This window comes from Kitasatospora sp. NPDC001175 (assembly GCF_053598215.1).
The window spans coordinates 1-26,475 of sequence record NZ_JBSFJU010000036.1; the positions used below are offsets into that span (position 1 = coordinate 1).

The 26,475-nt window shown below is 69.6% G+C and carries 21 protein-coding genes; 5 read left to right on the forward strand and 16 right to left on the reverse strand.

What is annotated here, in order from left to right; genetic code table 11:
• Positions 1 to 281 precede the first annotated feature (281 nt).
• The 7 genes from ACWDAK_RS24140 to ACWDAK_RS24170 form a co-directional block, all read right to left on the reverse strand.
• On the reverse strand, positions 282 to 1,811 hold the full coding sequence (locus tag ACWDAK_RS24140; protein ID WP_344639790.1) for a CoA-acylating methylmalonate-semialdehyde dehydrogenase: 1,530 nt from the start codon (positions 1,809 to 1,811) through the stop codon (positions 282 to 284).
• Between the two features lie 501 nt (positions 1,812 to 2,312).
• Positions 2,313 to 3,707 carry an NAD(P)/FAD-dependent oxidoreductase gene (locus ACWDAK_RS24145; RefSeq protein ID WP_344639791.1) on the reverse strand — a complete coding sequence of 465 codons (1,395 nt, stop codon included), beginning with the start codon at positions 3,705 to 3,707 and terminating at the stop codon, positions 2,313 to 2,315.
• A 65-nt stretch (positions 3,708 to 3,772) separates the two neighbouring features.
• Positions 3,773 to 4,576, reverse strand: coding sequence for an ABC transporter permease (locus ACWDAK_RS24150; RefSeq protein ID WP_427394454.1), 804 nt, complete (start codon positions 4,574 to 4,576; stop codon positions 3,773 to 3,775).
• The gene (locus ACWDAK_RS24155) at positions 4,576 to 5,502 is read right to left on the reverse strand and encodes an ABC transporter permease (protein ID WP_425557817.1); all 927 of its coding nucleotides are present in this window, start codon (positions 5,500 to 5,502) and stop codon (positions 4,576 to 4,578) included. The genes ACWDAK_RS24150 and ACWDAK_RS24155 overlap by 1 nt, the downstream gene beginning before the upstream one ends.
• On the reverse strand, positions 5,499 to 6,644 hold the full coding sequence (locus tag ACWDAK_RS24160; RefSeq protein ID WP_344639793.1) for an ABC transporter ATP-binding protein: 1,146 nt from the start codon (positions 6,642 to 6,644) through the stop codon (positions 5,499 to 5,501). Before ACWDAK_RS24160 ends, ACWDAK_RS24155 begins: the two co-directional genes overlap by 4 nt.
• A gap of 66 nt (positions 6,645 to 6,710) precedes the next feature.
• Positions 6,711 to 7,961, reverse strand: a complete 1,251-nt coding sequence (locus ACWDAK_RS24165; RefSeq protein ID WP_344639794.1) for a polyamine ABC transporter substrate-binding protein — start codon at positions 7,959 to 7,961, stop codon at positions 6,711 to 6,713.
• Positions 7,962 to 8,023: 62 nt separating this feature from the next.
• Complete coding sequence (locus ACWDAK_RS24170; protein WP_427394453.1) at positions 8,024 to 9,541, reverse strand: gamma-aminobutyraldehyde dehydrogenase; 1,518 nt, start codon at positions 9,539 to 9,541, stop codon at positions 8,024 to 8,026.
• A gap of 338 nt (positions 9,542 to 9,879) precedes the next feature.
• On the opposite strand from ACWDAK_RS24170, the gene ACWDAK_RS24175 reads away from it, so the two are divergent.
• A complete protein-coding gene (locus tag ACWDAK_RS24175; protein WP_344639796.1) occupies positions 9,880 to 11,529 on the forward strand; it encodes a PucR family transcriptional regulator in 1,650 nt (549 codons plus the stop codon).
• A 7-nt stretch (positions 11,530 to 11,536) separates the two neighbouring features.
• Here ACWDAK_RS24175 and ACWDAK_RS24180 read toward each other — a convergent pair whose 3' ends face one another.
• From ACWDAK_RS24180 to ACWDAK_RS24190, 3 genes are all read right to left on the reverse strand, one after another.
• Positions 11,537 to 12,703 carry a polyamine ABC transporter substrate-binding protein gene (locus ACWDAK_RS24180; RefSeq protein WP_344639797.1) on the reverse strand — a complete coding sequence of 389 codons (1,167 nt, stop codon included), beginning with the start codon at positions 12,701 to 12,703 and terminating at the stop codon, positions 11,537 to 11,539.
• A gap of 97 nt (positions 12,704 to 12,800) precedes the next feature.
• Positions 12,801 to 14,159 carry an aspartate aminotransferase family protein gene (locus tag ACWDAK_RS24185; RefSeq protein WP_344639798.1) on the reverse strand — a complete coding sequence of 453 codons (1,359 nt, stop codon included), beginning with the start codon at positions 14,157 to 14,159 and terminating at the stop codon, positions 12,801 to 12,803.
• 132 nt (positions 14,160 to 14,291) lie between these two features.
• A complete protein-coding gene (locus tag ACWDAK_RS24190) occupies positions 14,292 to 15,737 on the reverse strand; it encodes a gamma-aminobutyraldehyde dehydrogenase (RefSeq protein WP_425557818.1) in 1,446 nt (481 codons plus the stop codon).
• A gap of 264 nt (positions 15,738 to 16,001) precedes the next feature.
• Here ACWDAK_RS24190 and ACWDAK_RS24195 point away from each other — a divergent pair, with 264 nt between their 5' ends.
• The 4 genes from ACWDAK_RS24195 to ACWDAK_RS24210 all read left to right on the forward strand — a co-directional run bounded on the left by ACWDAK_RS24195 (position 16,002) and on the right by ACWDAK_RS24210 (position 19,963).
• A complete protein-coding gene (locus ACWDAK_RS24195) occupies positions 16,002 to 16,475 on the forward strand; it encodes an Lrp/AsnC family transcriptional regulator (protein ID WP_045301249.1) in 474 nt (157 codons plus the stop codon).
• Positions 16,472 to 17,866, forward strand: coding sequence for an aspartate aminotransferase family protein (locus tag ACWDAK_RS24200; RefSeq protein ID WP_427394452.1), 1,395 nt, complete (start codon positions 16,472 to 16,474; stop codon positions 17,864 to 17,866). The genes ACWDAK_RS24195 and ACWDAK_RS24200 overlap by 4 nt, the downstream gene beginning before the upstream one ends.
• Before the next feature lie 206 nt (positions 17,867 to 18,072).
• On the forward strand, positions 18,073 to 18,801 hold the full coding sequence (locus tag ACWDAK_RS24205) for an ABC transporter ATP-binding protein (protein ID WP_427394451.1): 729 nt from the start codon (positions 18,073 to 18,075) through the stop codon (positions 18,799 to 18,801).
• A gap of 13 nt (positions 18,802 to 18,814) precedes the next feature.
• Positions 18,815 to 19,963, forward strand: a complete 1,149-nt coding sequence (locus ACWDAK_RS24210) for a hypothetical protein (RefSeq protein ID WP_344639802.1) — start codon at positions 18,815 to 18,817, stop codon at positions 19,961 to 19,963.
• 143 nt (positions 19,964 to 20,106) lie between these two features.
• On the opposite strand, the gene rlmN is transcribed toward ACWDAK_RS24210, so the two are convergent.
• The 6 genes from rlmN to rpsB form a co-directional block, all read right to left on the reverse strand.
• The gene (rlmN, locus tag ACWDAK_RS24215) at positions 20,107 to 21,207 is read right to left on the reverse strand and encodes a 23S rRNA (adenine(2503)-C(2))-methyltransferase RlmN (RefSeq protein WP_344639803.1); all 1,101 of its coding nucleotides are present in this window, start codon (positions 21,205 to 21,207) and stop codon (positions 20,107 to 20,109) included.
• 110 nt (positions 21,208 to 21,317) lie between these two features.
• Positions 21,318 to 22,184 (reverse strand): phosphatidate cytidylyltransferase, encoded by an 867-nt coding sequence (locus ACWDAK_RS24220; RefSeq protein ID WP_344639804.1) that lies wholly within the window; start codon positions 22,182 to 22,184, stop codon positions 21,318 to 21,320.
• A 192-nt stretch (positions 22,185 to 22,376) separates the two neighbouring features.
• Positions 22,377 to 22,934 (reverse strand): ribosome recycling factor, encoded by a 558-nt coding sequence (gene frr / locus ACWDAK_RS24225; protein WP_344639805.1) that lies wholly within the window; start codon positions 22,932 to 22,934, stop codon positions 22,377 to 22,379.
• A gap of 96 nt (positions 22,935 to 23,030) precedes the next feature.
• Positions 23,031 to 23,786, reverse strand: a complete 756-nt coding sequence (gene pyrH / locus ACWDAK_RS24230; RefSeq protein WP_344639806.1) for a UMP kinase — start codon at positions 23,784 to 23,786, stop codon at positions 23,031 to 23,033.
• 281 nt (positions 23,787 to 24,067) lie between these two features.
• On the reverse strand, positions 24,068 to 24,904 hold the full coding sequence (tsf, locus tag ACWDAK_RS24235; RefSeq protein WP_344639807.1) for a translation elongation factor Ts: 837 nt from the start codon (positions 24,902 to 24,904) through the stop codon (positions 24,068 to 24,070).
• 132 nt (positions 24,905 to 25,036) lie between these two features.
• Positions 25,037 to 25,885 (reverse strand): 30S ribosomal protein S2, encoded by an 849-nt coding sequence (gene rpsB / locus ACWDAK_RS24240; RefSeq protein WP_427394450.1) that lies wholly within the window; start codon positions 25,883 to 25,885, stop codon positions 25,037 to 25,039.
• Positions 25,886 to 26,475: the final 590 nt, after the last annotated feature.

Here is a 26,475-nt window from a genome sequence, read left to right on the forward strand (position 1 = left end):
AAGAAGTGGTGTTTCAGAGGATTGGCCGCCCCGGGACCGTCCGCGCCGATGCGTGTCCGGTGCTCCCTGCCGAGCGACTAGAGAACACTACCCCTCCCCGCGAGGCGATGCAAACGGCTCGGCCCGATCGGCCGGGAGAAACCGACGAGGGCTACCCGGCCCTTCCCGCACCTCATACCGTGCGGAGTCGGACCGGACAGCCCTCACAGCCGTGCAGCTTCACGGCGGAACAGCCTCAACGCCGTGCAACCTCAGAGATCACCGAGGCCAACGGCCCCGGCTCACGAGTTGGTCGGGAAGCCCAGGTTGATACCTCCGTGCGAGGGGTCCAGCCAGCGCTGGGTCACGGCCTTGCCGCGGGTGAAGAACTGGACGCCGTCGGGACCGTAGGCGTGGGCGTCACCGAAGAGGGACGCCTTCCAGCCGCCGAAGGAGTAGTAGGCGACCGGAACCGGGATCGGCACATTGATGCCGACCATGCCGACCTCCACCTCGTGCTGGAAGCGCCGGGCGGCGCCGCCGTCATTGGTGAAGATCGCGGTGCCGTTGCCGTACGGGTTGGCATTGATCAGCGCCAGGCCCTCCTCGTAGGAGGAGACCCGGACGACCGACAGCACCGGGCCGAAGATCTCGTCGTTGTAGACGGACATGCCGGGCTTGACGTGGTCGAACAGGGTGGGGCCGAGCCAGAAGCCGTCGGTGGTGGGGGTACCGGAGGCGTCCTCGGCGGCGATCAGGTGCTTCCGGCCGTCGACCGCCAGCTCGGCACCGTCGGCGAGGCCGGACTCGACGTACGAGGTGACCTTGTCGCGGTGCTGGCCGGTGACCAGCGGGCCCATCTCGGAGTCGCCGTTGCAGCCGGGGCCGACCTTGAGGGTGGCCATCCGCTGCTTGATCTTCTCGACCAGTTCATCGCCGATCGGGTCGACCGCGACCAGGACCGAGACGGCCATGCAGCGCTCGCCGGCCGCGCCGAAGCCCGCGTTGACGGCGGCGTCGGCGCTCAGGTCGAGATCGGCGTCGGGAAGGACCAGCATGTGGTTCTTGGCGCCGCCGAGGGCCTGGACGCGCTTGCCGTAGCGGGTGCCGGTCTCGTAGACGTAGCGGGCGATGGGGGTGGAGCCCACGAAGCTGACGGCCTTGATGTCGGGGTGCTCCAGCAACCGGTCGACGGCGGCCTTGTCACCGTGCACCACGTTGAAGACGCCGTCCGGCAGGCCGGCCTCCTTCCACAGCTGGGCGAGGAAGTTGGCGGCGGACGGGTCCTTCTCCGAGGGCTTCAGCACGACCGTGTTGCCGGTCGCGATGGCGATCGGGAAGAACCACATCGGCACCATGGCCGGGAAGTTGAACGGCGAGATGATCGCGACCGGGCCGAGCGGCTGGCGGATCGAGTAGACGTCGATGCCGGTGGACGCCTGCTCGGTGAAGCCGCCCTTGGACAACTGCGGGATGCCGCATGCGAATTCGATGACCTCCTGGCCGCGGGCCAGCTCGCCGAGCGCATCCGAGTGCACCTTGCCGTGCTCGGAGACGATGATCGAGGCAAGCTCGTCCTTGCGGGCGTTGAACAGCTCGCGGAAGGCGAAGAGCACCTGGGTGCGCTTGGCAACCGAGGCGTTGCGCCACTCGGCGAAGGCCGAGGCGGCGGCGGCGACCGCCTGGTCGACCTCGGCGATCTCCGCGAAATCCACCTGCCCGGTCACCTGGCCGGTGGCCGGGTCGAAGATGTCACCACGGCGCGGCGCGGCGCCGGCGGTGGCGACGGATGCGCCGTCGATCCAGTGGGTGATGTGCTTGCTCAAGGTCATCCTCCGAAGTCCCCGTGCGGCTCACCTGCCGCCGGGCCCTTGTGCGGCGCCTCCCGACCCGGGCCGGGCGACGGGATTCCGGCGCTACCGCGCTCGATTCCAGTCTGCGGACCGGCGAGGCCGGGCTCAACGAACAGCATGACGGGGATCTGGGATTCAGCCTTACAGATCGTCGAAGGATCGATGTGCTGACGACCGCCTCGATCCGGTACAGCTCGACGGCGGCCTCTGTAGGGCCGGCTCCGGGACGACCGGTTCGGTCAGGACGCCCGAGCGGTCGGGACCCGTCCATGCCGGACGGACACCAGAGATTAGGCAGGCCACGGTTCCCACCCGATTCGCAGCCGGAGCGCACATGTCTCGGGGACGCCTCCCAAAGTGGGATGCGCCCCCGAAACATCACCGGAAACCCTGGCTCCGGAGCATCACCGCAACCTCAGCCCCCGGAACCCTGGCCCCAGGACAGCCCCGGGCCCCGGATCCGGCCAAGCCCTCCCACCGTCAGCTGTCGAAGCCGAGGCCGAGCCGGTCCAGCGTGCGCAGCCAGATGTTGCGCTGCCCGCCGTTGTGGTCGGAGCGGTCCAGTGACCACTTGGTCATCTCGATCCCGGCCCAGCGGACCGGCTCGGGCGGGAAAGGCAGCGGCTTGCTGCGCACCATCTCCAGCTCCGTCCGCTCGGTCGATCGGCCCGCCAGCAGGTCGAGCATCACCTCGGCGCCGAACCGGGTCGCGCCGACCCCGAGCCCGGTGAAGCCGGCCGCGTAGGCGACGCGTCCCTTGTAGGCGGTGTCGAAGAAGGCGGAGAAGCGGCTGCAGGTGTCGATCGCGCCGCCCCAGGCGTGGGTGAACCGGACGCCCTCCAGCTGCGGGAAGGTCTGGAAGAACTGCCTCGACAGGGTGCGGAAGGTCTCCGGCCGCTGGTCGTACTCGGCCCGGACCTGACCGCCGTAGTGGTAGATGGTGTCGTAGCCGCCCCACAGGATCCGGTTGTCGGCGGAGAGCCGGAAGTAGTGGAACTTGTTGGCGCTGTCGCTGAGCCCCTGCCGGTTGGCCCAGCCGATGGCGGCGAGCTGCTCCCCGGTGAGCGGCTCGGTCATCAGCGCGTAGTCGTACACCGGGACGATGTACGGCCGAACCCGCTTCACCAGGGACGGGAAGGCGTTGGTGCCGAGCGCGACCCGGCGGGCGAAGACCCGGCCGTAGGGGGTGCGGACGGCCGTGCCGCTGCCGTACTCCGCAAGGTCGAGGGCCTTGGTCCGCTCGAAGACACGGACGCCCTGGGCGAGGCAGGCCGCCTTGAGGCCCCAGGCAAGCTTGGCCGGGTGGAGCATGGCCACGCCGTTCCTGTCCCAGAGGCCGCCGAGGAAGGTGGGTGAGTCGACCTCGGCGCGCAGTTCGGCGGCGTCGAGGAAGGTCAGCTCGATGCCGTACCGGGAGACGGTATCGACGACCTCGTGCAGTTCCTCCAGCTGGTGCGGCTGGGTAGCGATGTCGATCTCGCCGGTGCGCTCCCACTCGGCGTCGATGTCATAGCGCTTGAGCGTGTCCTCGATGGCCTGGAGGTTGGCCGCGCCCTGGCGCTCCAGCTCGGCGAGTTCACCGGGCCAGCGCGCCAGGCCGTTGCCGAAACCGTGGGTCAGGCTGGCGGCACAGAATCCGCCGTTGCGCCCGGAGGCCGCCCACCCCACTTCGTGGCCCTCGACCAGGACGACGTCCAGTGCGGGGTCGCGCTCCTTGGCGATGAGCGCGGTCCACAGGCCGGAGTAGCCGCCGCCAACCACGAGCAGGTCGCACTTGGTGTCACCGACCAGCGCGGGCAGGGCCTGCGGCCGACCGGGGTCCTCCAGCCAGAAGGGGGTGGGCTGAGCATCACTGAGCGCACGGGCAGAGTCCATGCTGTATCAGCTACTTTCTGATGTTTTGTAGGTGATCAGTAGTGGTGGAAGAGATGGGCCATGGGTCAGTACCGCGCCTTCCGACGGTTGCCGACCCACTGGCCGGCGATCGTCAGCAGCACCGCGGCGATGAACATCGCGGTGCCGATCACGTTGACCTGCACCGGGATACCGCGCTGGGAGGCGCCCCAGACGAACATCGGGAAAGTGACCGTGGTCGGGCCCGAGTTGAACTGGGTGATGATGAAGTCGTCGAAGGAGAGCGCGAAGCTGAGCAGCGCGCCGGCCGCGATACCGGGGGCGGCGAGCGGGAGGGTGACCTTCAGGAACGTCTGGGTCGGGGTGGCGTAGAGGTCCTGGGCGGCCTGTTCCAGCCGCGGATCCATGGACATCACGCGTGCCTTGACCGCCGTCACCACGAAGCTGAGGCAGAACATGATGTGCGCGATCAGGATGGTCAGGAAGCCGAACTGGATGCGCATGTTGAGGAAGAGCGTGCCCAGCGAGGCGGCCATCACCACCTCGGGCATGGCCATCGGCAGGAAGATCAGCGCGGTGGTGGCGGCCCGGCCGCGGAAGCGGTAGCGGGCCAGCGCGAAGGCGACCATGGTGCCGAGCACGGTGGCGCCGATGGTGGCCAGCGTGGCGATCTGCAGGCTCAACGAGAGCGAGCCGCACATGTCGGCGACGTCGCACGGGTGGGTCCAGGCATCGGTGGAGAACTGCGACCACTCGTAGTTGAACTTGCCGACGGGCTTGTTGAACGAGAAGGCGAAGACCACCAGGTTGGGCAGGACCAGGTAGGCGAGGGCGAGGATGCCGGCCAGCACCACCAGGTGCTCTCGGATCCACTTGAAGACGCGGGACATCAGACCAGCTCCTCCGTCCCGGCCTTGCGCATGTAAACCGTGACCATGCCCAGGATCAGGGCCATCAGAATGAAGCTCAGGGCGGCCGCGGTCGGGTAGTCGAGCACGTTCAGGAACTGCTTCTGGATCCCGTTGCCGACCATCTGCTCGCTCGGCGAGCCGAGCAGCTGTGCGTTGATGTAGTCGCCGGAGGCCGGGATGAAGGTGAGCAGCGTGCCCGCCACCACACCGGGCAGCGAGATCGGGAAGGTGACCTTGCGGAAGGTGGTGAAGGGCCGGGCGTAGAGGTCGCCCGCCGCCTCGTGCAGCCGGGGGTCGATCCGCTCCAGTGAGGTGTAGAGCGGCAGGATCATGAACGGCAGGAAGTTGTAGGTCAGACCGCAGACCACGGCGAGCGGGGTGGCCAGCACCCGGTGGCCGGAGGTCAGGCCGACGGCGTCGGTGAGGCTCAGCAGGTGCAGGCTGTTGAGCGTGCTCACCACCGGGCCGCCGTCCGAGAGGATGGTCTTCCAGGCCAGGGTGCGGATCAGGAAGCTGGTGAAGAACGGCGCGATCACCAGGATCAGGATGACGTTCCGCCACCGCCGGTTGGCCTTGAAGGCGATGGTGTACGCCAGCGGGTAGCCGATGGCGAGGCAGAGCACGGTGGCGACGGCCGCGTACGCGAACGAGCGGACGAAGTGCCACTTGTACTCGTTCAGGGCGTCCCAGTAGGTGGCGAAGTGCCAGGTCAGCTTGAAGCCCTGCTCCAGCGAACCGGTCTGCAGCGAGGTGGAGGCCTGGTAGACCATCGGCACCGCGAAGAAGACCACCAGCCAGGCGATGCCGGGGAGCAGCAGCCAGTAGGCGGTGAGCTTGCGGCGCTTTCTCGGCGCGTCGGGGAGGGGGATCACCTGGGGTGGTGCGGCCTCGGTGTGGGTGGTCACGCCGTCTCCTCCCCGGTGCCCGCGTCGATCGCCTGGGAGGCGTCGAGGCCGAAGGAGTGCGCTGGGTTCCAGTGCAGGACGACGGGGGCGCCAGGAGCGATCCGGCCGTCACGCTCCATGTTCTGTTCGAAGACGGCGATCTCCTGGCCGGACTCGGAGCGGACCACGTACTGGGTGGACACACCGATGAAGCTGGAGTCGGCCACCGTGCCGCTGATCCTGTTCCGGCCCTCGGGGACCGTCGCGGAGGCGTGCGCGATGGTGATCTTCTCCGGGCGGACACCCAGGTGGATCCGCGTGGCCTCGGTGGCGCACCGGGACCTGGGCACGGTGAGCCGGACCCCGGCGGCGCTGAGCAGCAGGTCATCGCCGCTGCGGCCGGTGACCTCGGCGGGGATCAGGTTGGACTGGCCGAGGAAGTTGGCCACGAAGGTGGTGGCGGGGTTCTCGTACAGCTCGGCGGGGGCACCGAGCTGCTCCACCCGGCCGCCGTTCATCACCGCGATGGTGTCGGCCATGGTCATGGCCTCCTCCTGGTCGTGGGTGACGTGGACGAAGGTGATGCCGACCTCGGTCTGGATCCGCTTGAGTTCCAGCTGCATCTGCCGGCGCAGCTTGAGGTCGAGGGCACCGAGCGGCTCGTCCAGCAGCAGCACCTGGGGGTGGTTGATCAGCGCGCGGGCGACCGCGACTCGCTGCTGCTGGCCGCCGGAGAGCTGGTGCGGCTTGCGCCTGGCCATCGGACCGAGCTCGACCAGATCGAGCATCTCCTCGACCTGCTTCTTCACGTCCTTCTTCCCGCGGCGACGCAGGCCGAAGGCGACGTTCTCGAAGATGTCGAGGTGCGGGAAGAGCGCGTAGCTCTGGAAGACGGTGTTCACCGGGCGCCTGTAGGGCGGCAGCACGGTGACGTCCTGCCCGCCGATCACGACGGTGCCGGTCGTGGGCTCCTCCAGGCCGGCGATCATCCGCAGCGTGGTGGTCTTGCCGCAGCCGGAGGCACCGAGCAGGGCGAAGAAGGAGCCCTGCGGCACCGTGAGGTCCAGGGGATGGACGGCGGTGAAGTCGCCGTAGGTCTTGCCTATGCCGGTGAGACGGACGTCTCCGCCGGCCGTCGCCGCGTCGCGCAGCTGCTCAGTCATGGTGTCTCTCTGTCAGGTGCCGTACTACAGATGCAGGGGCCGATGTGGGGTCGGACGCCGATCAACTCAGGCGCCGATCAACTTGGAGAACTTGCCCTCGAAGTCCGTCTCCTCCGCCTCGGAGAGGGTACGGAAGACGTGGACCTTGGCGGCCATCTCCGGGGTGGGGACGACCAGCGGGTTCTCGGCGACGTCGGGGGCGAGCCTGGCGAGCTCGTCCTTGATGCCGGCGACCGGGGACACGTAGTTGATGCCTGCCGTGAGTTCGGCTGCGATCTTCTGCTGATAGTAGAAGTCGATCAGGAGTTCGGCGTTCTTCTTGTGCTGAGCCCTGGCGGGGATCAGCATGTTGTCGGTCGAGCCGACGTACCCCTGCTCGGGGATGACGAACTCGATGTCGGGATTGTCCGCCCGGAGCTGGATCAGGTCGCCGCCCCAGGCCAGGCAGGCGGCGATGTCCCCGGAGGACAGCTCTTGACCGTAGTCGTTTCCGGTGAACTTGCGAATCTGCCCGTCGTCCACGCCCTTCTGCAGCCGGGTGATAGCGGCGTCGTAGTCGGCGGTGGTGATCTTCGCCGGGTCCTTTCCCTGGTCCAGCAGCACCATCCCGACCGTGTCGCGCATCTCCGAGAGGAAGGTGACCCGGCCCTTCAGCTCGGGGTCGTCCAGCAGTTGGCCGACACTGCCGACCGGCTTCCCCTTGGTGGCCTTGCGGTTGTACGCGACGACCACCTGAATGCCCGCCCAGGGGTAGGAGTACCGGTTGCCCGGGTCCCAGTCGGGGACGCGGAAACGGTTCTCCACGTTGAGGATCGCGTTGGTGACGTTCGCCGGATCGAGCCGCTGCACCCAGCCGAGCCGGATCAGCCGCCCGGCCATCCAGTCGGTGAGCACCATCAGGTCCCGGCCGGTGTCCTGACCCGCCGCCAGCTGCGGCTTGATCTTGCCGAAGAACTCGACGTTGTCGTTGACGTCCTCGTTGTACCTGACCTTGACACCGGTGGCCGCGGTGAACCCGTCGAGGGTGGGGTGCCGGTCCTTGTTCTTCTCGTCGACGTCGATGTACAGCGGCCAGTTGGAGAAGTTCACCACCTTCTCCGAATCGGAGAGGTCCTTGACGGAGTTGTCGAGGGCCGCCCCGGTTCCACCCTTCGCGGGCGGGATACCGCAGGCCGCGAGGGTCCCGGCGGCGGCCGTGAGGCCCGCGCCACGCAGCAGTGAGCGGCGGGTCAGCGCGGCCCGGCCGTTTGTCAGACTGCGTTCCCACGCCCTGCGGACGGGTTCGGACAGTCCGTCGGCGATCTCGTTGAACTCCATGCGGGGACACCCTCCTGGGGGGAAGAGGCGGGGAGCCGTTGGGGGACGGCTCCCCGGCGGGGTCATCTGTCTCCGAAGACCGTGCGGTGCCAGTCCTTGCGGACCACCGCCGTGGTGTCGTACATGACGTGCTTGACCTGGGTGTACTCGTCCAGTGAGTACTGCGACATGTCCTTGCCGTAGCCGGAGGACTTGTAGCCGCCGTGCGGCATCTCGCTGATGATCGGGATGTGGTCGTTGACCCAGACGCACCCGGCCGCGATCTCCCGGGTGGCGCGCAGCGAGCGGTGCACGTTGCTGGTCCAAGCGGAGGCGGCCAGCCCGTAGGGGGTGTCGTTGGCCAGCCGCAGCCCCTCCTCGTCGCTGTCGAAGGGCAGGACGACCAGCACCGGCCCGAAGATCTCGCCCTGCACCACCTCGCTGTCCTGGGCGGCCCCGGTGATGAGGGTGGGCAGGTAGTACGCGCCGAGCGTCAGGTCCGTACCGTCGTGGCCCTTGGCCGGGGCCCGTCCGCCGGTGACCACGGTCGCGCCGTACCCGCGGGCCCGCTCGACGAAGCCCGCGACCCGGTCCCGGTGGGTGTACGAGACCAGCGGGCCGAGGTCGGTCTGCGGGTTCAGCGGGTCGCCCAGGCGGATCCCGGCGAACAGCTCGGCGACCCCCGCCACGAAGGCCTCGTACAGCGGGCGCTGGACGTAGGCGCGGGTGGCGGCGGTGCAGTCCTGGCCGCTGTTGATCAGCGCACCGGCGACCGCGCCGTGCACCGCGGCCTCGAGATCGGCATCGTCGAAGACCACGAACGGTGCCTTGCCGCCGAGCTCCAGGTGGGTGCGCTTGACGGTGGCGGTGGCCAGTTCGGCCACCCGCCTGCCGACCGCGGTGGAGCCGGTGAAGGAGACCATCGCGACGTCGGGGTGGCGGACCAGCCGCTCGCCGGCACTGCGCCCGGCGCCGGTGACCACGTTGACCACACCGTCCGGGATGCCCGCCTCCGTACACGCCTCGGCGAACATCAGCGAGGTCAGCGGGGTCAGCTCGGCCGGCTTGAGCACGATGGTGTTACCCGCCGCGATCGCCGGGAGGATCTTCCAGGCCGCCATCTGTAGCGGGTAGTTCCACGGAGCGATGGACCCGACCACGCCGATCGCCTCGCGCCGCACGTACGAGGTGTGGTCACCGGAGTACTCCCCCGCGGCCCTGCCCTCCAGGTTGCGTGCCGCTCCGGCGAAGAACGAGGTGTTGTCGATGGTGCCAGGCACGTCGAACTCACTGGAGAGCTTGATCGGCTTGCCGGTCTGCGCGGTCTCCACCCGGGCGAACTCCCCGGCGCGCTCCTCCAGCACGGCCGCCAGCTTCAGCAACGCCTGGGCGCGGGTCCCCGGGGTGGCGCCGGACCACTCGGGCTGTGCGGCCTTCGCGGCGCCGACCGCCGCGTCCACGTCGGAGGCGGACGCGAGCAGGACCTCCCGCACCACACTCCCGTCGGCGGGGTTGACGACCTGGAAAGGCTCCGTCCCGGTGCCCCCGGTCAGGCGGCCCGCGATGTGGTGCGCGCCCGCGCTGAGACTGGTCAGGTCCATCAGGTTCCTCCATGTGCCCGGTGATTCGACGGCCGCGCGCCGGCTGACTGCCCGGTCACCGCGATGGGAGAGCCGCTCGTCCACCGGGATGCGCGATCCTGGCAGGCGCTCCTGGCTTCCACAAGGGATTCCGCTGTCGCCGTCCGGCCGCGCCACGGATTCCGCCGTTGATACCCGGCTTCTCCACAACCGTTCCGCTGACCTTGCCCGCTGGAGTATCCGGGTGACAAGGGTCACTCCGGCAGGCCGCCCCGCAACGGGTTTACAACATGCAAGGCCGACAGAGCGTCTAGTCGATGGATGATTTCCCTGACACTCTGACTCGCTGGAGGCTCGCGATGCTCCCCACCGTCGCCCGCGTACTCGACCTGGACGTTATGCGGCGCGGCCTGCCCGAGGTGGTGGCCGGCGCCGCCCAGCTGGAGCGCCCGGTGCGCTGGGTGCACGTCAGCGAGCTCCCCGACGTGGCCGGCATGCTCCAGGGCGGCGAACTGGTGCTGACCACCGGAATCGCCCTGCCCGAGGACCGGGACGGGCTTGCCAGATACGTCCGGGAGCTGGACGAGGTCGGTGTCGCCGGACTGGTCGTCGAGTTCGGCCGCCGCTACTTCGACAGCCTGCCGCGCGCCCTGGTGCACGCCGCCGATCAGCGTGGACTGCCGCTGATCGTGCTCCGCCGCGAGCTGCGCTTCGTCGCCATCACCGAGGCGGTGCACGCCCTCGTGGTCAACGCCCAGCTGGAGCAGCTGCGCACCTCGGAGGCGGTCCACCAGGTCTTCAACGAGCTGGCCGTGGAAGGCGCCGAGCCGGCCGAGGTGGTCCGCCAGGTGGCCCGGATGGCGGGCCGTCCGGTGGTCCTGGAGAACCTGGCGCACCAGGTGCTGACCCACGATCCGGCCGGCCGTTCGGAGAGCGAGCTGCTGGAGGGCTGGGAGCGCCGCTCGCGCGGGGTCCATCCGCCGGGCCGGACCGGTTACGACCCACGCAGCGGCTGGCTGGTCACCGCCGTAGGCGCGCGCGGCCAGGACTGGGGCCGGCTGGTCCTGGCCGAGGAGCCGGTCCCGCTGCCCGCCGGCACCCCGCACCCGCACGCGATGCTGCTGGAGCGCGGCGCCGCCACTCTGGCACTGAACCGGCTGGTGGTCCGCGACCGGGAGAGCTTGGAGCGGCAGACCCACCGCACCCTTCTCTCCGGCATCCTGACCCACTCGCTGACCGTCTCCGAGGTGGCGCTGCGCGCCCAGGCGCTGGGGGTGCCACTGGAGAGCCGCCGCCTGGTCGGGGTGGTGCTGCGCCAGCGCCGCGAACCGATCCCGGCCGCGCTGGAGGCGCAGGCCCGACTGCGCGACTTCACCGAGCTGGCCGCCGGCGCGATCCGCGCCTGCCGCCTGACCGCCCTGGTCGGCGCGCTGGACGACGAGGGCGTCGGCCTGCTGATCACGCTCGGTTCGCAGCAGGACGAGCACACCGCGCTGGACTCCTTCGCCACCGCGCTGCGCAGGCTGGTGACGGAGAGCTCCAGGGACACCCCGGCGCCCGCGGTCGAGCCGGTGATAGCGGTGGGCTCCTCAGTGGGCTCGGTCCGGGACGCCCGGCGCACCCTGCTGGAGGCCACCCAGGTCGCCGACGCCGCCCTGCACGACGGCGGCCGGACCTCCTCCTACTACCGACTCCCGGACGTCCGGCTGCGCGGGCTGCTCCACCTGCTGCGCGACGACGCCCGCCTGCAGACCTACGTCGAGCGCGAGCTCGGCCCGCTTCTCGCGTACGACGCGGAGCACGGCGGGCAGCTGGTGCAGCTGCTGCGGATCTACCTGGACCAGGGGCGCAACAAGTCGGCCGCAGCCGACGCGGCGCACCTGTCCAGGCCGTCCTTCTACGACCGGCTGCACAAGGTCGAACGGATCCTCGGCGTTGACCTCGACCAGGTCGAGTCCTGCCTCTCCCTGCACGTCGCCCTGCTCGCCCTGGACGCCGTACGGCGCTGAGCGGGCGTCAGACTCCGGCCACCTTGCCCCAGATCTGGTGGAAGCCGGGCCGCTCGTCGGCCTTGACGTCCCGCATGGTGTGCAGCTTGGCCCGGATCTCGTCGGTGGGGAAGATCAGCGGCTCCTCGGCGAGCGCGGCCGTGTCCTGGTCGTCGCTCTGGGCCAGCACCTCGCGCGCGGCCGGGACCGGGCAGATGTACTGCACGAACGCGGCCAGCTTGGCGGCCACCTCGGGCTGGTAGTAGTAGTCGATCAGCTGCTCGGCGTTCTGCTTGTGCTCGGCCTTGTTCGGGATCATCAGACTCTCGGCCCAGAGCTCCGCGCCCTCCTCGGGCACCACGAACTCGATGTCCGGGTTGTCCGCCTTGAGCTGGATCGCGTCCCCCGAGTACGCCTGGCAGGCTATCGCCGCTCCGGAGGCCAGGTCGCTGGTGTAGTCGTTGCCGGTGAACCGGCGGATCTGCTTGCGGTCCACCATCTTCTGCACCAGGTCCATCGCCCGGTGCGCGTCGTCGGCGGTGAACTTGGTGATGTCGGCGCCCTGGGAGAGCATCAGCAGGCCCAGTGCCTCGTCCATCCCGGAGAACAGCGTCACCCGGCCCTTGAGGTCCGGCGCCCACAGGTCGGCGGTGGATTTGATCTCCCGGCCGAGCGCCTTGCGGTTGTAGGCGATCCCCGTGATGCCCGACTGCCACGGCACGCTGCTCTTCCGCCCTGGGTCGAAGGCGGGGTTCCGCAGCTGGGGGTCCAGGTACTTGGCGACGTTCGGCATCCGGTCCCGGTCCATCGTCTGCACCCAGCCGAGGTTGACGTAGCGTCCCGCCATCCAGTCGCTGATCACCATCAGGTCCCGGCCCGGGTCGCCGCCCTGGGCCAGTACCGGGCTGATCTTGCCGAAGAACTCGTCGTTGTCGTTGATGTCCTCGGTGTAGGTGACCTCGATGCCGGTCCGCTTGGTGAACTCGTCCAGGGTGGGACGGTGGCCGGCCTTGTCGACGTCGATGTACTGGGTCCAGTTGGAGAAGGTCAGCGTCTTGTCCCGCTCAGAGCGGTCCGGCACCGAGCGCCGCTCCTGGGGTACGTAGGCGGCAGGGATGCCGCAGCCCGTCAGCGCGGCCGTGCCGAGCAGACCGGTGGCACCGAGGACGGCACGGCGGGACGTGGTTGAGCGCATGGGCGTGCTCCTGGGCAGAGAACGTGAGGGAGGAGGGCGTGGGCAGGGGACGGCCCCGGGCCATGGGGGTGCCCGGGGCCGCGTCGGTGCGGAGCCGTCAGACGGTGTGCGCGTCGGTCAGCGTGAGCGCCTCGTCAAGGATCGCCAGACCGGACCTGGCCTCCTCCTCGGTGATGGTGCAGGGCGGAACCACGTGGAAGCGGTTCATGTTGACGAAGGGCCACAGGCCCTGCTTCTTGCAGGCGGCGGCCAGCTCGGCCATCGGCGCGTTGTCGGCGCCGGTGGCGTTGTACGGCACCAGCGGCTCGCGGGTCTCGCGGTTCCTCACCAGATCGAGCGCCCAGAAGACACCGAGGCCGCGCACCTCGCCGACCGACGGGTGGCGCTCGGCCAGCTCGCGCAGGCCGGGGCCGAGCACATTCTCCCCGATGTGCCTGGCGTTCTCGACAATGCCCTCCTCGGCCATCACCTCGATGGTCGCGACGGCGGAGGCGCAGGCCAGCGGGTGGCCCGAGTAGGTGAGCCCGCCCGGGAAGGGCTGCTCGGCGAAGGTGGCCGCGATCTCGGCGGAGATCGCCACCCCGCCCAGCGGAACGTACCCGGAGTTCACACCCTTGGCGAAGGTCATCAGATCGGGCACCACACCCCAGTGGTCGGCGGCGAACCACTCACCGGTACGGCCGAAGCCCGCCATCACCTCGTCCAGGATGAAGACGATCCCGTACCGGTCGCAGATCTCCCGCACCCCGGCCAGATAGCCGGCCGGCGGAACGAGGATGCCCGCCGTGCCTACCACGGTCTCCAGGATCACCGCGGCCACCGTGCCCGGGCCCTCGAAGGCGATCGTCTGCTCCAGATGGGCCAGCGCGCGCTCGCACTCCTGCGCCTCGTTCTCGGCGTGGAAGTTGGAGCGGTACGGGTACGGGCCCCAGAAGTGCACGATCCCCGAGACACCGGTCTCGTTGGCCCAGCGGCGCGGGTCACCGGTCAGCGTGATCGCGTTGGCGGTGGCGCCGTGGTACGAGCGGTAGGCGGAGAGCACCTTGTGCCGGCCGGTGTGCAGCCGGGCCATCCGGATGGCGTTCTCCACGGCCTCGGCGCCGCCGTTGGTGAAGAAGATCTTGTCGAGGTCGCCCGGGGTGCGCTCGGCGATCAGCCGCGCCGCCTCACTGCGCGACTCCACCGCGAAGCCGGGCGCGATGGTGCAGAGCTTCGCCGCCTGCTCCTGGATCGCGGCGACCACCTTCGGGTGCTGGTGCCCGATGTTGGTGTTCACCAGCTGCGAGGAGAAGTCGAGGTAGCGGTTGCCGTCGTAGTCCCAGAAGTACGAGCCCTCGGCACCGGCCACCGCGAGGGGGTCGATCAGTGCCTGGGCGGACCACGAGTGGAAGACGTGCGCGCGGTCGGCGGCCTTGACGGCCCGCCCGGCGGCAGGGTCAGCGGTGGGGATGCTCATGGGCGTAAGCGTAGGGAATCACTCCCACCGGCCAGCAGATGCATCCTGTCAGGCCCTCCCGCGCTCCACCGACAGCCTGACAGGCCGAAGGCCCGGACCGCGCTGCGCGGTCCGGGCCTTCGGGACGGTTGCTCAGATGGCGGTCATGACGTGCTTGACCCGGGTGTAGTCCTCGAAGCCGTAGGAGGACAGGTCCTTGCCGTAACCGGACTTCTTGAAGCCGCCGTGCGGCATCTCGGCGACCAGCGGGATGTGGGTGTTGATCCAGACGCAGCCGAAGTCCAGCCGGCGGGACATCCGCATGGCGCGCGCATGGTCCTTGGTCCAGACCGAGGAGGCCAGCGCGTACTCCACACCGTTGGCGTAGTCGACGGCCTGGTCCTCGTCGGAGAACTTCTGCACGGTGATGACGGGGCCGAAGACCTCGTTCTGGATGATCTCGTCGTCCTGCTTCAGGCCGGAGACCACGGTCGGGGCGTAGAAGTAGCCCTTGTCGCCGACCCGGTGGCCACCGGCCTCGACCTTGGCGTGGGCGGGCAGTCGCTCGATGAAGCCGGAGACCTGCTTCAGCTGGTTGGCGTTGTTCAGCGGGCCGTACAGCACGTCCTCGTCGTCGACGCCGCCGGTCTTGGTGTCGGCGGCCGCCTTGGCGAGCGCCTCGACGAAGGCGTCGTGGATCGACTCGTGCACCAGCACGCGGGTGGCCGCGGTGCAGTCCTGGCCGGCGTTGAAGAAGCCGGCCACCGAGATGCCCTCGACGGCCTCGGCGATGTCGGCGTCCTCGAAGACCACGACCGGAGCCTTGCCGCCCAGCTCCAGGTGGACGCGCTTGACGTCCTTGGAGGCCGACTCGGCCACCTGGATGCCGGCGCGGACCGAGCCGGTGATGGAGGCCATCGCCGGGGTCCGGTGCTCGACCATCATGCGGCCGGTCTCCCGGTCGCCGCAGATCACGTTGAAGATGCCGGCCGGGAGCTCCAGCTCCTTGAGGATGCCGCCGATGATCTCGGCCAGCAGCACGGTGGAGGCGGGGGTGGTGTCCGAAGGCTTGAGGACCACGGTGTTGCCCGCGGCGATGGCCGGGGCGAACTTCCAGACCGCCATCATCATCGGGTAGTTCCACGGCGCGACCTGGGCGCAGACGCCGACCGGCTCACGGCGGACGATCGAGGTCATCCCGTCCATGTACTCACCGGCCGCCTTGCCCTCGAGCAGGCGGGCGGCACCGGCGAAGAAGCGGATCTGGTCCACCATCGGGCCGATCTCCTCGGAGAGGGTCAGCGCACGCGGCTTGCCGGTGTTGCGGCACTCGGCGTCCACGATCTCCTCGGCGCGCGCCTCGACCGCGTCGGCGATCTTCAGCAGCAGCTTCTGCCGGGTGCTCGGAGTGGCGTCGCGCCAGATCGGGAAGGCCGCGGCCGCCGAGGCCATCGCCGCGTCCACGTCCGCCGCACCGGACAACGGAGACGTCGCGTAGACCTCGCCGGTGCTCGGGTCGACCACGTCCAGCATGCGGCCGTCAGCCGCATCGACGAACTCGCCGTTGATGTAGTTGCGCAGCGTACGAAGGTCGCTCACGGGTATCTCCTCGGTCTGAACCTGCGGCATTGCAGAATCCGGCGCCAGGGTACCTCTGACGCCGAGTGGCCGGGGCCTGAGAGCCGCGTTCCACTTGCAGATGTGCACGCCCACGCGAGCACCCGGCCACACTACCCGCGTACTGCGCTTATCGACAGGCCCCGAGCTGGTGTGCAACGTAATCCGCACCCGTTTTTCGAAATGGCAACGAAATCAGCAGCGCGCAGGCTTGCATGACCGAAGTGGATCAGGCACAGTGGCGACGTGGCCAACCGCGACCGGAACGCCAGCGTTCCCCTCGACGCCGCCTCCAAGGCGATCATCGAGCAGCTCCAGGAGGACGGGCGCCGCCCGTACGCCGCCATCGGCAAGGCCGTCGGCCTGTCCGAGGCGGCCGTGCGGCAGCGGGTCCAGAAGCTGCTCGACCAGGGCGTGATGCAGATCGTCGCCGTGACCGACCCCCTCACCGTCGGATTCACCCGTCAGGCGATGGTCGGGATCACGGTCGAGGGTGACGTGGAGCCCGTGGCCGACGCGCTGGCCGCCCTCGACGAGGTCGACTACGTGGTCTGCACCGCAGGCTCGTTCGACCTACTGGCCGAGCTGGTGTGCGAGGACGACGAACATCTGCTCGAAATGATCAACAAGCGCATCCGCGCGCTTCCCGGCGTGCGGAGCACCGAGAGCTTCGTTTATCTGAAGCTCCGGAAACAGACCTACACCTGGGGCACCCGATGACAGCCGACCCGGCGCAGAAGGACCTTTCCAAGACCGCCTACGACCACCTGTGGATGCACTTCACCCGCATGTCGTCGTACGAGAACTCCCCCGTTCCCACCATCGTTCGCGGTGAGGGCACCTACGTCTGGGACGACAAGGGCAAGAAGTACCTGGACGGGCTCGCCGGCCTGTTCGTCGTCCAGGCCGGCCACGGCCGCGAGGAGCTGGCCGAGGCCGCTGCGAAGCAGGCCAAGGAACTGGCCTTCTTCCCGGTGTGGAGCTACGCCCACCCGAAGGCCGTCGAGCTGGCCGAGCGCCTGGCGAACTACGCGCCCGGCGACCTGAACAAGGTCTTCTTCTCCACCGGTGGCGGCGAGGCCGTCGAGACCGCCTGGAAGCTCGCCAAGCAGTACTTCAAGCTGACCGGCAAGCCGACCAAGTACAAGGTCATCTCGCGCGCCGTCGCCTACCACGGCACCCCGCAGGGTGCCCTGTCCATCACCGGCCTGCCGGGCCTGAAGGCCCCGTTCGAGCCGCTGGTGCCGGGCACCCACAAGGCTCCCAACACCAACATCTACCGCGCCCCCGCCTACCTGCAGGGTGCGGACGGGTCGGTCGACCCGGAGGCGTACGGCCGCTGGTGCGCCGACCAGGTCGAGCAGGCCATCCTGTTCGAGGGCCCGGACACCGTCGCCGCCGTCTTCGTCGAGCCGGTGCAGAACGCCGGCGGCTGCTTCCCGCCGCCGCCCGGGTACTTCCAGCGCCTGCGCGAGATCTGCGACCGCCACGACGTGCTGCTGGTCTCGGACGAGGTCATCTGCGCCTTCGGCCGCCTGGGCACCATGTTCGGCGCCGACAAGTTCGGCTACCAGCCCGACATGATCACCTGCGCCAAGGGCATGACCTCGGGCTACTCCCCGATCGGCGCCACGATCATCTCGGACCGCATCGCCGAACCGTTCTACAAGGGCGAGAACACCTTCCTGCACGGCTACACCTTCGGTGGCCACCCGGTGTCGGCCGCCGTCGCGCTGGCCAACCTCGACATCTTCGAGCGCGAGGGCCTGAACCAGCACGTGCTCGACAACGAGTCGAAGTTCCTGGGCACCCTGAACAAGCTCCGCGACCTGCCGATCGTCGGCGACGTCCGCGGCAACGGGTACTTCTACGGCATCGAGCTCGTGAAGGACAAGGCCACCAAGGAGTCCTTCAACGACGAAGAGATCGAGCGCGTGCTCTACGGCTTCCTGTCGAAGGAACTCTTCAACAACGGCCTGTACTGCCGCGCCGATGACCGCGGCGACCCGGTCATCCAGCTGGCTCCGCCGCTGATCTCGGACCAGTCGACCTTCGACGAGATCGAGCAGATCCTGCGGACCACGCTGACCGACGCCTGGGCGAAGATCTGATCTTCCTGCCGCAACCCTCCGCCGAAGGGCGGCCCCACCGCCGAGTGGGGCCGCCCTTCGGCGCTTTCGGCGGTTCCACGGAAAACAAACCTGCCGGGTTCGGGTGCCTTTGCCCGTGAATGAGCCAGTGTGCCGCAACCGCAACGCGACCTTGTCGTTCTAATCTGACGACTGTCATATCCCCGTCGGCACCAGGATGGACTTCCATGTCAGCGGCCCCGCCCGACAACGACGTGCTCTGGGCCCGAGGGATCGTCAAGTCCCACCACGGCACCCCCGCCCTACGGGGCGTCACCATCGGCGTCCGAACCGGCGAGGTACTCGCCATCACCGGACCGCGCGGCTCCGGCAAGAGCACCCTGCTCGGCTGCCTCTCCGCGCTGCTCCCGGTGGACGACGGCGAGATCTGGTTCAACAGCTCGCCCGTGCACACGCTCACCCGCACCGGCCGGGAACGGCTCCGCCGCGACCGCTTCGGCTTCGTCGGCTCCGAGCCGCACCTGGTACCGGAACTGACCGCCCGGGAGAACGTCGCACTGCCGCTGCTGCTCGCCGGCGCCGGGCACAAGGCCGCCCGCAACTCCGCCGCCGAATGGCTGGAGCGCCTCGACGTCGCCGACTGCGCCGCCCTCCGGCCCGGTGAACTGGTCCAGAGTCAGCGGCAGCGGATCGCCGTCGCCCGTGCCCTGGCCCCGCTGCCCTCGGTGGTCTTCGCCGACGACCCCACCGCGCCGCTGCACCGCGAAGCCAAGGACCAGCTCCTGCGGATACTGGTCACCGCGGCCCGTTCGCACCAGCTCACCCTGGTGCTCGCCACCCACGAGCCGGAGCTGGCCAACGTCGCGGACCGTACCCTCGCGCTGGTCGACGGCCGGCTGGCCGCCCCCGTCGCATCCGTGCCGCGCGGCGTCTCCCCCGTCTCCGCCGGGCGCTGAAAGGGACCTCTCCTTGCTCTACCTCCGCCTGGCCCGGGGCTACCGGCCGGCCGACCTCGGCCGCTGCCTGCTCACCGCGGCCGCCGCCGCGGCAGTGGCCGTCTTCCTGCTGCGCGCCCTCGGCCGCGCACTCGCCGATCCCGCCGGCGCCTCGGTCGAACGGCTGCTGTGGTGCCTCCCGCCGCTCGCCGCCGTCGGCTGGTTCGCCGCCGTCGCCGCCCGCGCGCTGCCCGTCGCGCGTGCCGAACGGATCACCGGCCTGACCGCCGCCGGTGCTGGCCCCACCGCCATCCGCGCCCTGATCGCCGGGGAGACGGCCCTCGTCAGTGCCGTCGGCAGCGGACTCGCACTGCTGGCCTTCCTGGTCCTGCGCAACGACATCGCGGGCCCCTCGCTGGCCCCCGAGGTCGGCCTCGGCAGCCCGCTTCCGGCCGCCGCGCCGGTCACCCTGTTGTTCCTGGTCCCGCTGGTCGCCGGTGCCTCGGCCGCCGCGGCGATCCCGCTCACCGAAACCCTGCCGGGACACAGCGAGGCACCCCACCACACCGGCTTCGCTGGCCCGCGGCTCGCCGTGCCCATCGGACTCGTCCTGATCGGCCTCTCACTCGAGCTGTACGGGCTGCGCCCCGGCGCCGCCCAGGACGGCTGGCCGCTCGGGTTGCCCGCCGGGCTCGGCGCCACGAACTCCGCCGCCCTGATCGGCTGGGCCTTCGCCGCCCTCGGCCTGGCGCTGCTCACCGCTCCACTGCTGGCCTGGGGCGGGCAGCTGCTGGTGCTCGGCCGGCCCACCCCGCTCCGGCTGCTCGCCGGACGCGGGCTGACCGCTGAGGCGCATCGACTCGGCGCACCGCTGGCAGTGCTCGCGCTGAGCCTGGCGACCGGGCTGACGGCCATCCGCTCCTGGGCGCACCGGCCGGGCACCGTCGAGACGGTCCCCGCACTCGAGGCGGCGCTGATCGTCGGCTGCGCGATCATGGCCGTGCTCATCCGGGCGGCCCAGATCCGCGACTCCCGGCAGAACGTGACCGCGGCACTGGTCCAGCTCGGGGCCGCGCCCCGGCTGCTGCTCGGGGCTGCCGTACTACGCACGGCGGCCGCCGGGACCGTTCTGCTGGTCACCGGCGGCCTGACCGCCGCACTGGCGGCAGCCGCGCTGCGCTGAACGCACCTTCAGCGGCGCGGGGAAGCTCGGCCGGCCGTAAGCCCTCGTCCGTGTGAACCCGCCCCGTGCCGCCCGGGAGCGCGACGCGCTGGACGGGCGGCACGGAGCGCTCGCGGCTTCCCCGTGCGCCCCTGGAAGCCGCGTCAGCCGGCGGCGGCCAGCTGGCCGCAGGCCCCGTCGATCTCCTGACCGCGGGTGTCGCGGACGGTGGTCGGCACGCCGTGCGCCTGGAGGCGCCGGACGAACTCGCGCTCGTCCTCGGGGCGGGAGGCCGTCCACTTGGAACCCGGCGTCGGGTTCAGCGGGATCAGGTTGACGTGCACCCGCTGGTTCTTGATCAGGCGACCCAGCAGGTCGGCGCGCCAGGCCTGGTCGTTGATGTCCTTGATCAGCGCGTACTCGATGGAGATCCGACGCCCGGACTTCTCCGCGTAGTTCCACGCCGCGTCGAGGACCTCGGCCACCTTCCAGCGGGTGTTCACCGGGACCAGCTCGTCGCGCAGCTCGTCGTCGGGCGCGTGCAGCGAGAGCGCGAGCCGGCAGCTGAGCCCCTCGTCCGCGAGTCGGTTCATCGCCGGCACGAGGCCGACGGTGGAGACGGTGATACCCCGCTGGGAGAGCCCGAAGCCGTCGGGGGCCGGGTCGGTCAGACGGCGGATCGCCGCCAGCACCCGGTTGTAGTTGGCGAGCGGCTCGCCCATGCCCATGAACACCACGTTGGACAGCCGTGCCTCGCCGCCGGGGATCTCCCCGGCCTTGAGCGCGCGCATGCCCGCCGCGATCTGCTCGACGATCTCGGCGGTGGAGAGGTTGCGGGTCAGGCCGGCCTGGCCGGTGGCGCAGAACGGGCAGTTCATGCCGCAGCCGGCCTGCGAGCTGATGCACATGGTGACCCGGTCCGGGTAGCGCATCAGCACGGACTCGACCAGGGTGCCGTCGAAGAGCTTCCAGAGCGTCTTGCGGGTGGCGTCGTCGTCGCAGGAGACGTGCCGGACCACCGTCATCAGATCGGGCAGCAGCGCCTCGGTGAGCTTGCCGCGCGAGGCTGCGGGGATGTCCGTCCAGGCACCCGGATCGTCGGACAGCCGGCCGAAGTAGTGGTTCGACAGCTGCTTGGCGCGGAACGGCTGCTCGCCCAGCTCGGCGACGGCCTCCTTGCGCTCGGCGGGGCTGAGGTCGGCAAGGTGTCGCGGGGGCTTGGCGCCGCGCGGCGCGACAAACGTCAGTTCTCCGGGCTTAGGCATGGTTCATCCAGTGTCGCAGATCGGCGAAGTGCTCCGGGGAAGCGGTGGCTTCGAACGCGGAAGGCCCGGACGCGCGAAGCGTCCGGGCCTTGTGACCGATCCGGCCGAGGTCAGCTGCCGACGAAGGCCGCCAGCAGCAGCCACACCACCGGTGCGGTCGGCAGCAGCGAGTCGAGCCGGTCCATGATTCCGCCGTGGCCGGGGAGCAGGGTGCCCATGTCCTTGATGCCGAGGTCCCGCTTGATCATGGACTCGGCCAGGTCGCCGAGGGTCGCGGTGACCGCCGCGCAGCCGCCGAGGATCAGACCCTGCCACCACTGGCCGCCGTCAATCACGTACTGCATGATCAGCGCGCCGGCGATCATCGAGAGGCCGACGCCGCCGGCCAGTCCCTCGCGCGTCTTGCCCGGGCTGATGGTAGGCGCCAGCTTGTTCCTGCCGAACTTGTAGCCGACGGCGTAGGCACCGGTGTCGCTGCAGATGGTGACGACCAGGAAGAGCACGATCCGCTGCGGGCCGTCGGCGGCGGCGAGCATCAGGGCCACGAAGGTGGCCAGGAACGGGACGTAGAAGGCGGTGAAGATGCCCGCCGTTATGTCACGCAGGTAGTTCTCCGGCGGCTGGTTCATCCGCCAGATCATGATCGCGAGTCCGGTGAGGGCCAGCGCGGCAGCCGCCCACTGGGCACCGGCCCAGTAGCCCAGCACCGGCATCGCGACCGCCCCCGCCAACAGCGGGTACAGCGGTGTGGCGATGCCCTTGCGCTCGGTCAGCCGGCTGCTGAGCTCCCAGACGCCGACCGCCGCAGCCGCCACCACGACGACCAGGAACAGCACCTTCACGAAGAACAGCGAAGCGACGATGACCGCGCCGAGGCCGACACCGACCCCTATCGCGGCCTGGAGGTTGCGGCCGCCGCGCTGTTTACGGGGCTGCTGGTCGGACTGGGCCAAGGATGTCTCCTGGACAGAGGGCATGATCAGAGTCTGTGCCGCTGGTGGCGCCCCGGTGGCACCGGGGTCTACTTGCAAACGGCCCGTTCGGCGGATGGCACGCCGAACGGGCCTTCAGGTCAACCGGTACGGAGTACGGGGTCACCCGTGACAGGAGCGCCCGGAAGTCTGCCGAGCGCCACCCCGCGAGCCGGAGCCGTCGGGGCGGCGGCCGGATCAGACCTCAAGCAGCTCGGCTTCCTTGTGCTTGAGCAGCTCGTCGATCTGGGCCACGTACCTGGCCGTGGTGTCGTCGAGCTCCTTCTCGGCACGACGGCCCTCGTCCTCGCCGATCTCGCCGTCCTTGACCAGCTTGTCGATGCCGTCCTTGGCCTTGCGCCGGATCGAACGGATGGAGACCTTGGCGTCCTCACCCTTGCCGCGGGCGACCTTGATGTACTCCTTGCGGCGCTCCTCAGTCAGCTGCGGGAACACCACTCGGATGATCGAACCGTCGTTGGACGGGTTGACGCCCAGGTCCGAGTCGCGGATCGCCTGCTCGATGTTGCGCAGGGCGGACTTGTCGAACGGGGTGACGACCGCCATCCGCGGCTCCGGCACGGCGAACGAAGCGAGCTGGTTGATCGGCGTAATGGCGCCGTAGTAGTCCGCGACGATCTTGGCGAACATCGCCGGGTGCGCGCGGCCGGTGCGGATCGCGGCGAAGTCGTCCTTCGCGACCGAAACGGCCTTCTCCATCTTCTCCTCGGCCTCGAGGAGGGTCTCTTCGATCACTGTGTGCTCCCTGTCCGGTTCATCTGCTGTTGTCCCGTACCGGTGCCCCGGACGGCTGTTTGCTGCACGGCCGACTACGGCGCGAGTGGCGGCGGCTCAGGCCTGGCCGGAGTCCTCGCTGATGAGTGTGCCGATCTTCTCACCCTTCACCGCCCGGGCGATATTGCCCTCGGCCAGCAGCTCGAACACCAGGATCGGCAGCCCGTTGTCCTTGCACAGGGTGATCGCGGTCAGGTCCGCGACCTTCAGGTCCCGGGCGATCACCTCGGTGTAGTCGAGCGAGTCGAACTTCACCGCCTCCGGGTTGGTCCGCGGGTCCGAGTCGTAGACGCCGTCCACACCGTTCTTACCCATCAGCAGCACCTCGGCGTGGATCTCCAGCGCACGCTGGACGGCCGTGGTGTCGGTGGAGAAGTACGGCATGCCCATACCGGCACCGAAGATGACCACACGGCCCTTCTCCAGGTGCCGGACGGCGCGCAGCGGCAGGTACGGCTCCGCGACCTGGCCCATGGTGATGGCGGTCTGCACCCGGGTCTCGATGCCTTCCTTGATCAGGAAGTCCTGGAGCGCCAGGCAGTTCATGACGGTGCCGAGCATGCCCATGTAGTCGGAGCGGGCCCGGTCCATGCCGCGGACCTGCAGCTCGGCGCCGCGGAAGAAGTTGCCGCCACCGATCACGACTGCGACCTCGGTACCGGCGCGGACCACCGTGGCGATCTCCCGGGCGATCGCGTGCACGACGTCCGGGTCGACGCCGAGGCCGCCACCGCCGGAAAACGCCTCACCCGACAGCTTGAGCAGAACGCGGCGGCGCGAACCGCCCAGCGCGGTCTCCTGCGTCTCCTGCATGGACTTCTCCTTCTCCACCTACTGGTTCACAGGGCCGGACGTCTCACAGGGCCGAGTGTGCCGTGTGAGGCCGAGACCTGCGCGTACACGCAAGGAGGCCACTGCCGCGGGAACCGGTACGGTGTCCTGCACGGCAATGGCCTCCTCGTCGTTCATGGTGCCGACGCGGCCCGCCCTTCGTCTTCGGCGGCGCTGGATGAGCCCGATCGGCGCGTTCCTGGCCACCCGTCCGGGTGACCGGGCGTTTCCTACCTTAGGCGGGAAGCGCTGGGGAACGTGGCTCAGGCGCCGACGCGGAAGCGGGCGAAGCGCACGAGCTTGACGCCGGCCTCGTCGAGGACCTTGGCGACGGTCTTCTTGTTGTCCTTGGCGAACGCCTGCTCCAGAACGGCGTTCTCCTTGACGAAGCCGGTGACGCGACCCTCGACGATCTTCGGCAGGGCGGCCTCGGGCTTGCCCTCCTCGCGAGCGGTGGCCTCGGCGACGCGGCGCTCGTTGTCCAGGATCTCCGCCGGGATCTCCTCGCGGGACAGGTAGGTCGGAGCGAAGGCGGCGATGTGCTGCGCGACGTCCTTGGCGACCTCGGCGTTCTCCTTGTCGAGCTCGACCAGGACGCCGACCTGCGGCGGCAGGTCCGGGGAGGTGCGGTGCATGTACGCGGCGACGAAGCCCTCGCCCGCGAACTGCGCGAAGCGCTTGAAGACGATCTTCTCGCCCAGGTTGGCGTTGGCCTCGTCCACGAACTGCTGGACGGTCTTGCCGGCCTCGATCTCGCTGGCCAGCGCGGCCTCGAGGTCGGCCGGGGCGGTGGCGGCGACGTGCTTGGCCAGCTGGTCGGCGACCTCGACGAACTTCTCACCCTTGGCGACGAAGTCGGTCTCGCAGTTCAGCTCGACCAGAACGCCGGTGTTGCCACCCTCCAGCACCAGAGCCAGGGCGCCGTTGGAGGCGTCACGGCCCTCGCGCTTGGCGACACCCTTCTGGCCCTTGATGCGCAGGATCTCGACGGCCTTCTCGACGGTGCCCTCGGCCTCGTCCAGAGCCTTCTTGCAGTCCATCATGCCGGCGCCGGTGAGCTCACGGAGCTTCTTGACGTCCGCGGCGGTGTAGTTCGCCATGGTGTGAATCTCTTCTCGCGTCTCGCGTGTCTGCGTGGGGTGGTGCCGGAGGCTGGTGGTTCAGTCCCCGACACGTGGAGAGAGGGGCACCTACCGGTGTCGTACCGGCGGGTGCCCCTCGCCCTTGGTACGTCAGGCCTGCTCGGCCTCGGCGGCCGGCGCCTCGGCGGCCGGCGCCTCGGCGGCGGGGGCCTCCTCGGCGGCCTTCTGGCCCTCGATCAGGTCCTTCTCCCAGGCGGCCAGCGGCTGGTCGGCGCCCGGCTCGGCCTTGGCGTCGCCCTTGGCGACACCGGCGCGAGCCTTCAGGCCCTCGGCCACGGCGTCGGCGATCACGCGGGTCAGCAGGGTGACGGAGCGGATGGCGTCGTCGTTGCCCGGGATCTTGTAGTCGACCTCGTCCGGGTCGCAGTTGGTGTCGAGGATGGCGACGACCGGGATGTTCAGCTTCCGGGCCTCGCCGACCGCGATGTGCTCCTTCTTGGTGTCCACGATCCAGACAGCGCTGGGAACGCGCTGCATGTCGCGGATACCGCCGAGGGTCTTCTCCAGCTTGTCGTACTCGCGCTGGAGGACCAGGAGCTCCTTCTTGGTGAGGCCGGAACCGGCCACATCCGTGAAGTCGATCTCGCTGAGCTCCTTGAGGCGCTGCAGACGCTTGTAGACGGTCGAGAAGTTGGTCAGCATGCCGCCGAGCCAGCGCTGGTTCACGTAGGGCATGCCAACGCGGGTGGCCTGCTCGGCGATGGCCTCCTGGGCCTGCTTCTTGGTGCCGACGAAGAGGACGCTGCCGCCGTGGGCAACGGTCTCCTTGACGAACTCGAAGGCGCGGTCGATGTAGTTCAGCGACTGCAGGAGGTCGATGATGTAGATGCCGTTGCGCTCCGTGAAGATGAAGCGCTTCATCTTCGGGTTCCAACGACGGGTCTGGTGACCGAAGTGGACGCCGCTCTCCAGCAGCTCCCGCATCGTGACGACGGCCATGGCCGTGCTCCTCAGTTGTTGCGCCTGGCTCGTCGGCCCTCGTCGCTGCCGTTGTCGGGCACCGCCGTCGGGAAGCGGCCAGGTCTGGCTCGGTTTGTCCGTGGCGGTCGGGGTGACCGTCACGCCTGACGCCCCGAACGTGCCGAGCCACCCGGCCCTGACGGCCTGAAGGCCGTGGCAGGCTCGGTGGACCGAGCGGCACTCGCACCGGATGTGTCGGGGGCGGTTTCGGCCCGTGCGGACCTTCACCTTCCGACGCAATTCGACCGGTGGCGGGGCGTGCGAAGTCGACCCGGGTGGACCGGGTCGCGTGTGAAGTGTACGGGAAGCGCCGCGCAGCGGGCGACTCCGGCCGATTTGCCGCGGTTGCCGGAGGGCTCGTGGGCGGTCTCGACGCCGACCTTCGAGCGCCGAGCGCCGTCCCGCCGCCCTGCGGACCGTCGGCTGCTCGGTACGTCGGTACGGGCTTGGTGCGGGTGTCCCTGTCTTTTCACCCGCCCGGGTGAGCGAGTTTCCACAGGCGGGGGTTGTCCACAGGAATCGGGGCGGGGGTGGCCAGGTCGGCGGGCCGGCAGCAGCCTCCTGCCATG

Excerpts from the sequence above, each read along its gene's own strand:
- pyrH (WP_344639806.1), bottom strand. The coding sequence starts at position 23,786 with ATGCAGGAGACGCAGGAGACCGCGCTGGGCGGTTCGCGCCGCCGCGTT.
- ACWDAK_RS24145 (WP_344639791.1), bottom strand. The coding sequence starts at position 3,707 with ATGGACTCTGCCCGTGCGCTCAGTGATGCTCAGCCCACCCCCTTCTGG.
- ACWDAK_RS24185 (WP_344639798.1), bottom strand. The coding sequence starts at position 14,159 with ATGAGCATCCCCACCGCTGACCCTGCCGCCGGGCGGGCCGTCAAGGCC.
- rpsB (WP_427394450.1), bottom strand. The coding sequence starts at position 25,885 with ATGGCCGTCGTCACGATGCGGGAGCTGCTGGAGAGCGGCGTCCACTTC.
- ACWDAK_RS24220 (WP_344639804.1), bottom strand. The coding sequence starts at position 22,184 with ATGCCCTCTGTCCAGGAGACATCCTTGGCCCAGTCCGACCAGCAGCCC.
- ACWDAK_RS24165 (WP_344639794.1), bottom strand. The coding sequence starts at position 7,961 with ATGGAGTTCAACGAGATCGCCGACGGACTGTCCGAACCCGTCCGCAGG.
- ACWDAK_RS24175 (WP_344639796.1), top strand. The coding sequence starts at position 9,880 with ATGCTCCCCACCGTCGCCCGCGTACTCGACCTGGACGTTATGCGGCGC.
- ACWDAK_RS24150 (WP_427394454.1), bottom strand. The coding sequence starts at position 4,576 with ATGTCCCGCGTCTTCAAGTGGATCCGAGAGCACCTGGTGGTGCTGGCC.
- ACWDAK_RS24180 (WP_344639797.1), bottom strand. The coding sequence starts at position 12,703 with ATGCGCTCAACCACGTCCCGCCGTGCCGTCCTCGGTGCCACCGGTCTG.
- rlmN (WP_344639803.1), bottom strand. The coding sequence starts at position 21,207 with ATGCCTAAGCCCGGAGAACTGACGTTTGTCGCGCCGCGCGGCGCCAAG.
- tsf (WP_344639807.1), bottom strand. The coding sequence starts at position 24,904 with ATGGCGAACTACACCGCCGCGGACGTCAAGAAGCTCCGTGAGCTCACC.
- ACWDAK_RS24205 (WP_427394451.1), top strand. The coding sequence starts at position 18,073 with ATGTCAGCGGCCCCGCCCGACAACGACGTGCTCTGGGCCCGAGGGATC.
- ACWDAK_RS24170 (WP_427394453.1), bottom strand. The coding sequence starts at position 9,541 with ATGGACCTGACCAGTCTCAGCGCGGGCGCGCACCACATCGCGGGCCGC.
- ACWDAK_RS24160 (WP_344639793.1), bottom strand. The coding sequence starts at position 6,644 with ATGACTGAGCAGCTGCGCGACGCGGCGACGGCCGGCGGAGACGTCCGT.
- ACWDAK_RS24200 (WP_427394452.1), top strand. The coding sequence starts at position 16,472 with ATGACAGCCGACCCGGCGCAGAAGGACCTTTCCAAGACCGCCTACGAC.
- ACWDAK_RS24140 (WP_344639790.1), bottom strand. The coding sequence starts at position 1,811 with ATGACCTTGAGCAAGCACATCACCCACTGGATCGACGGCGCATCCGTC.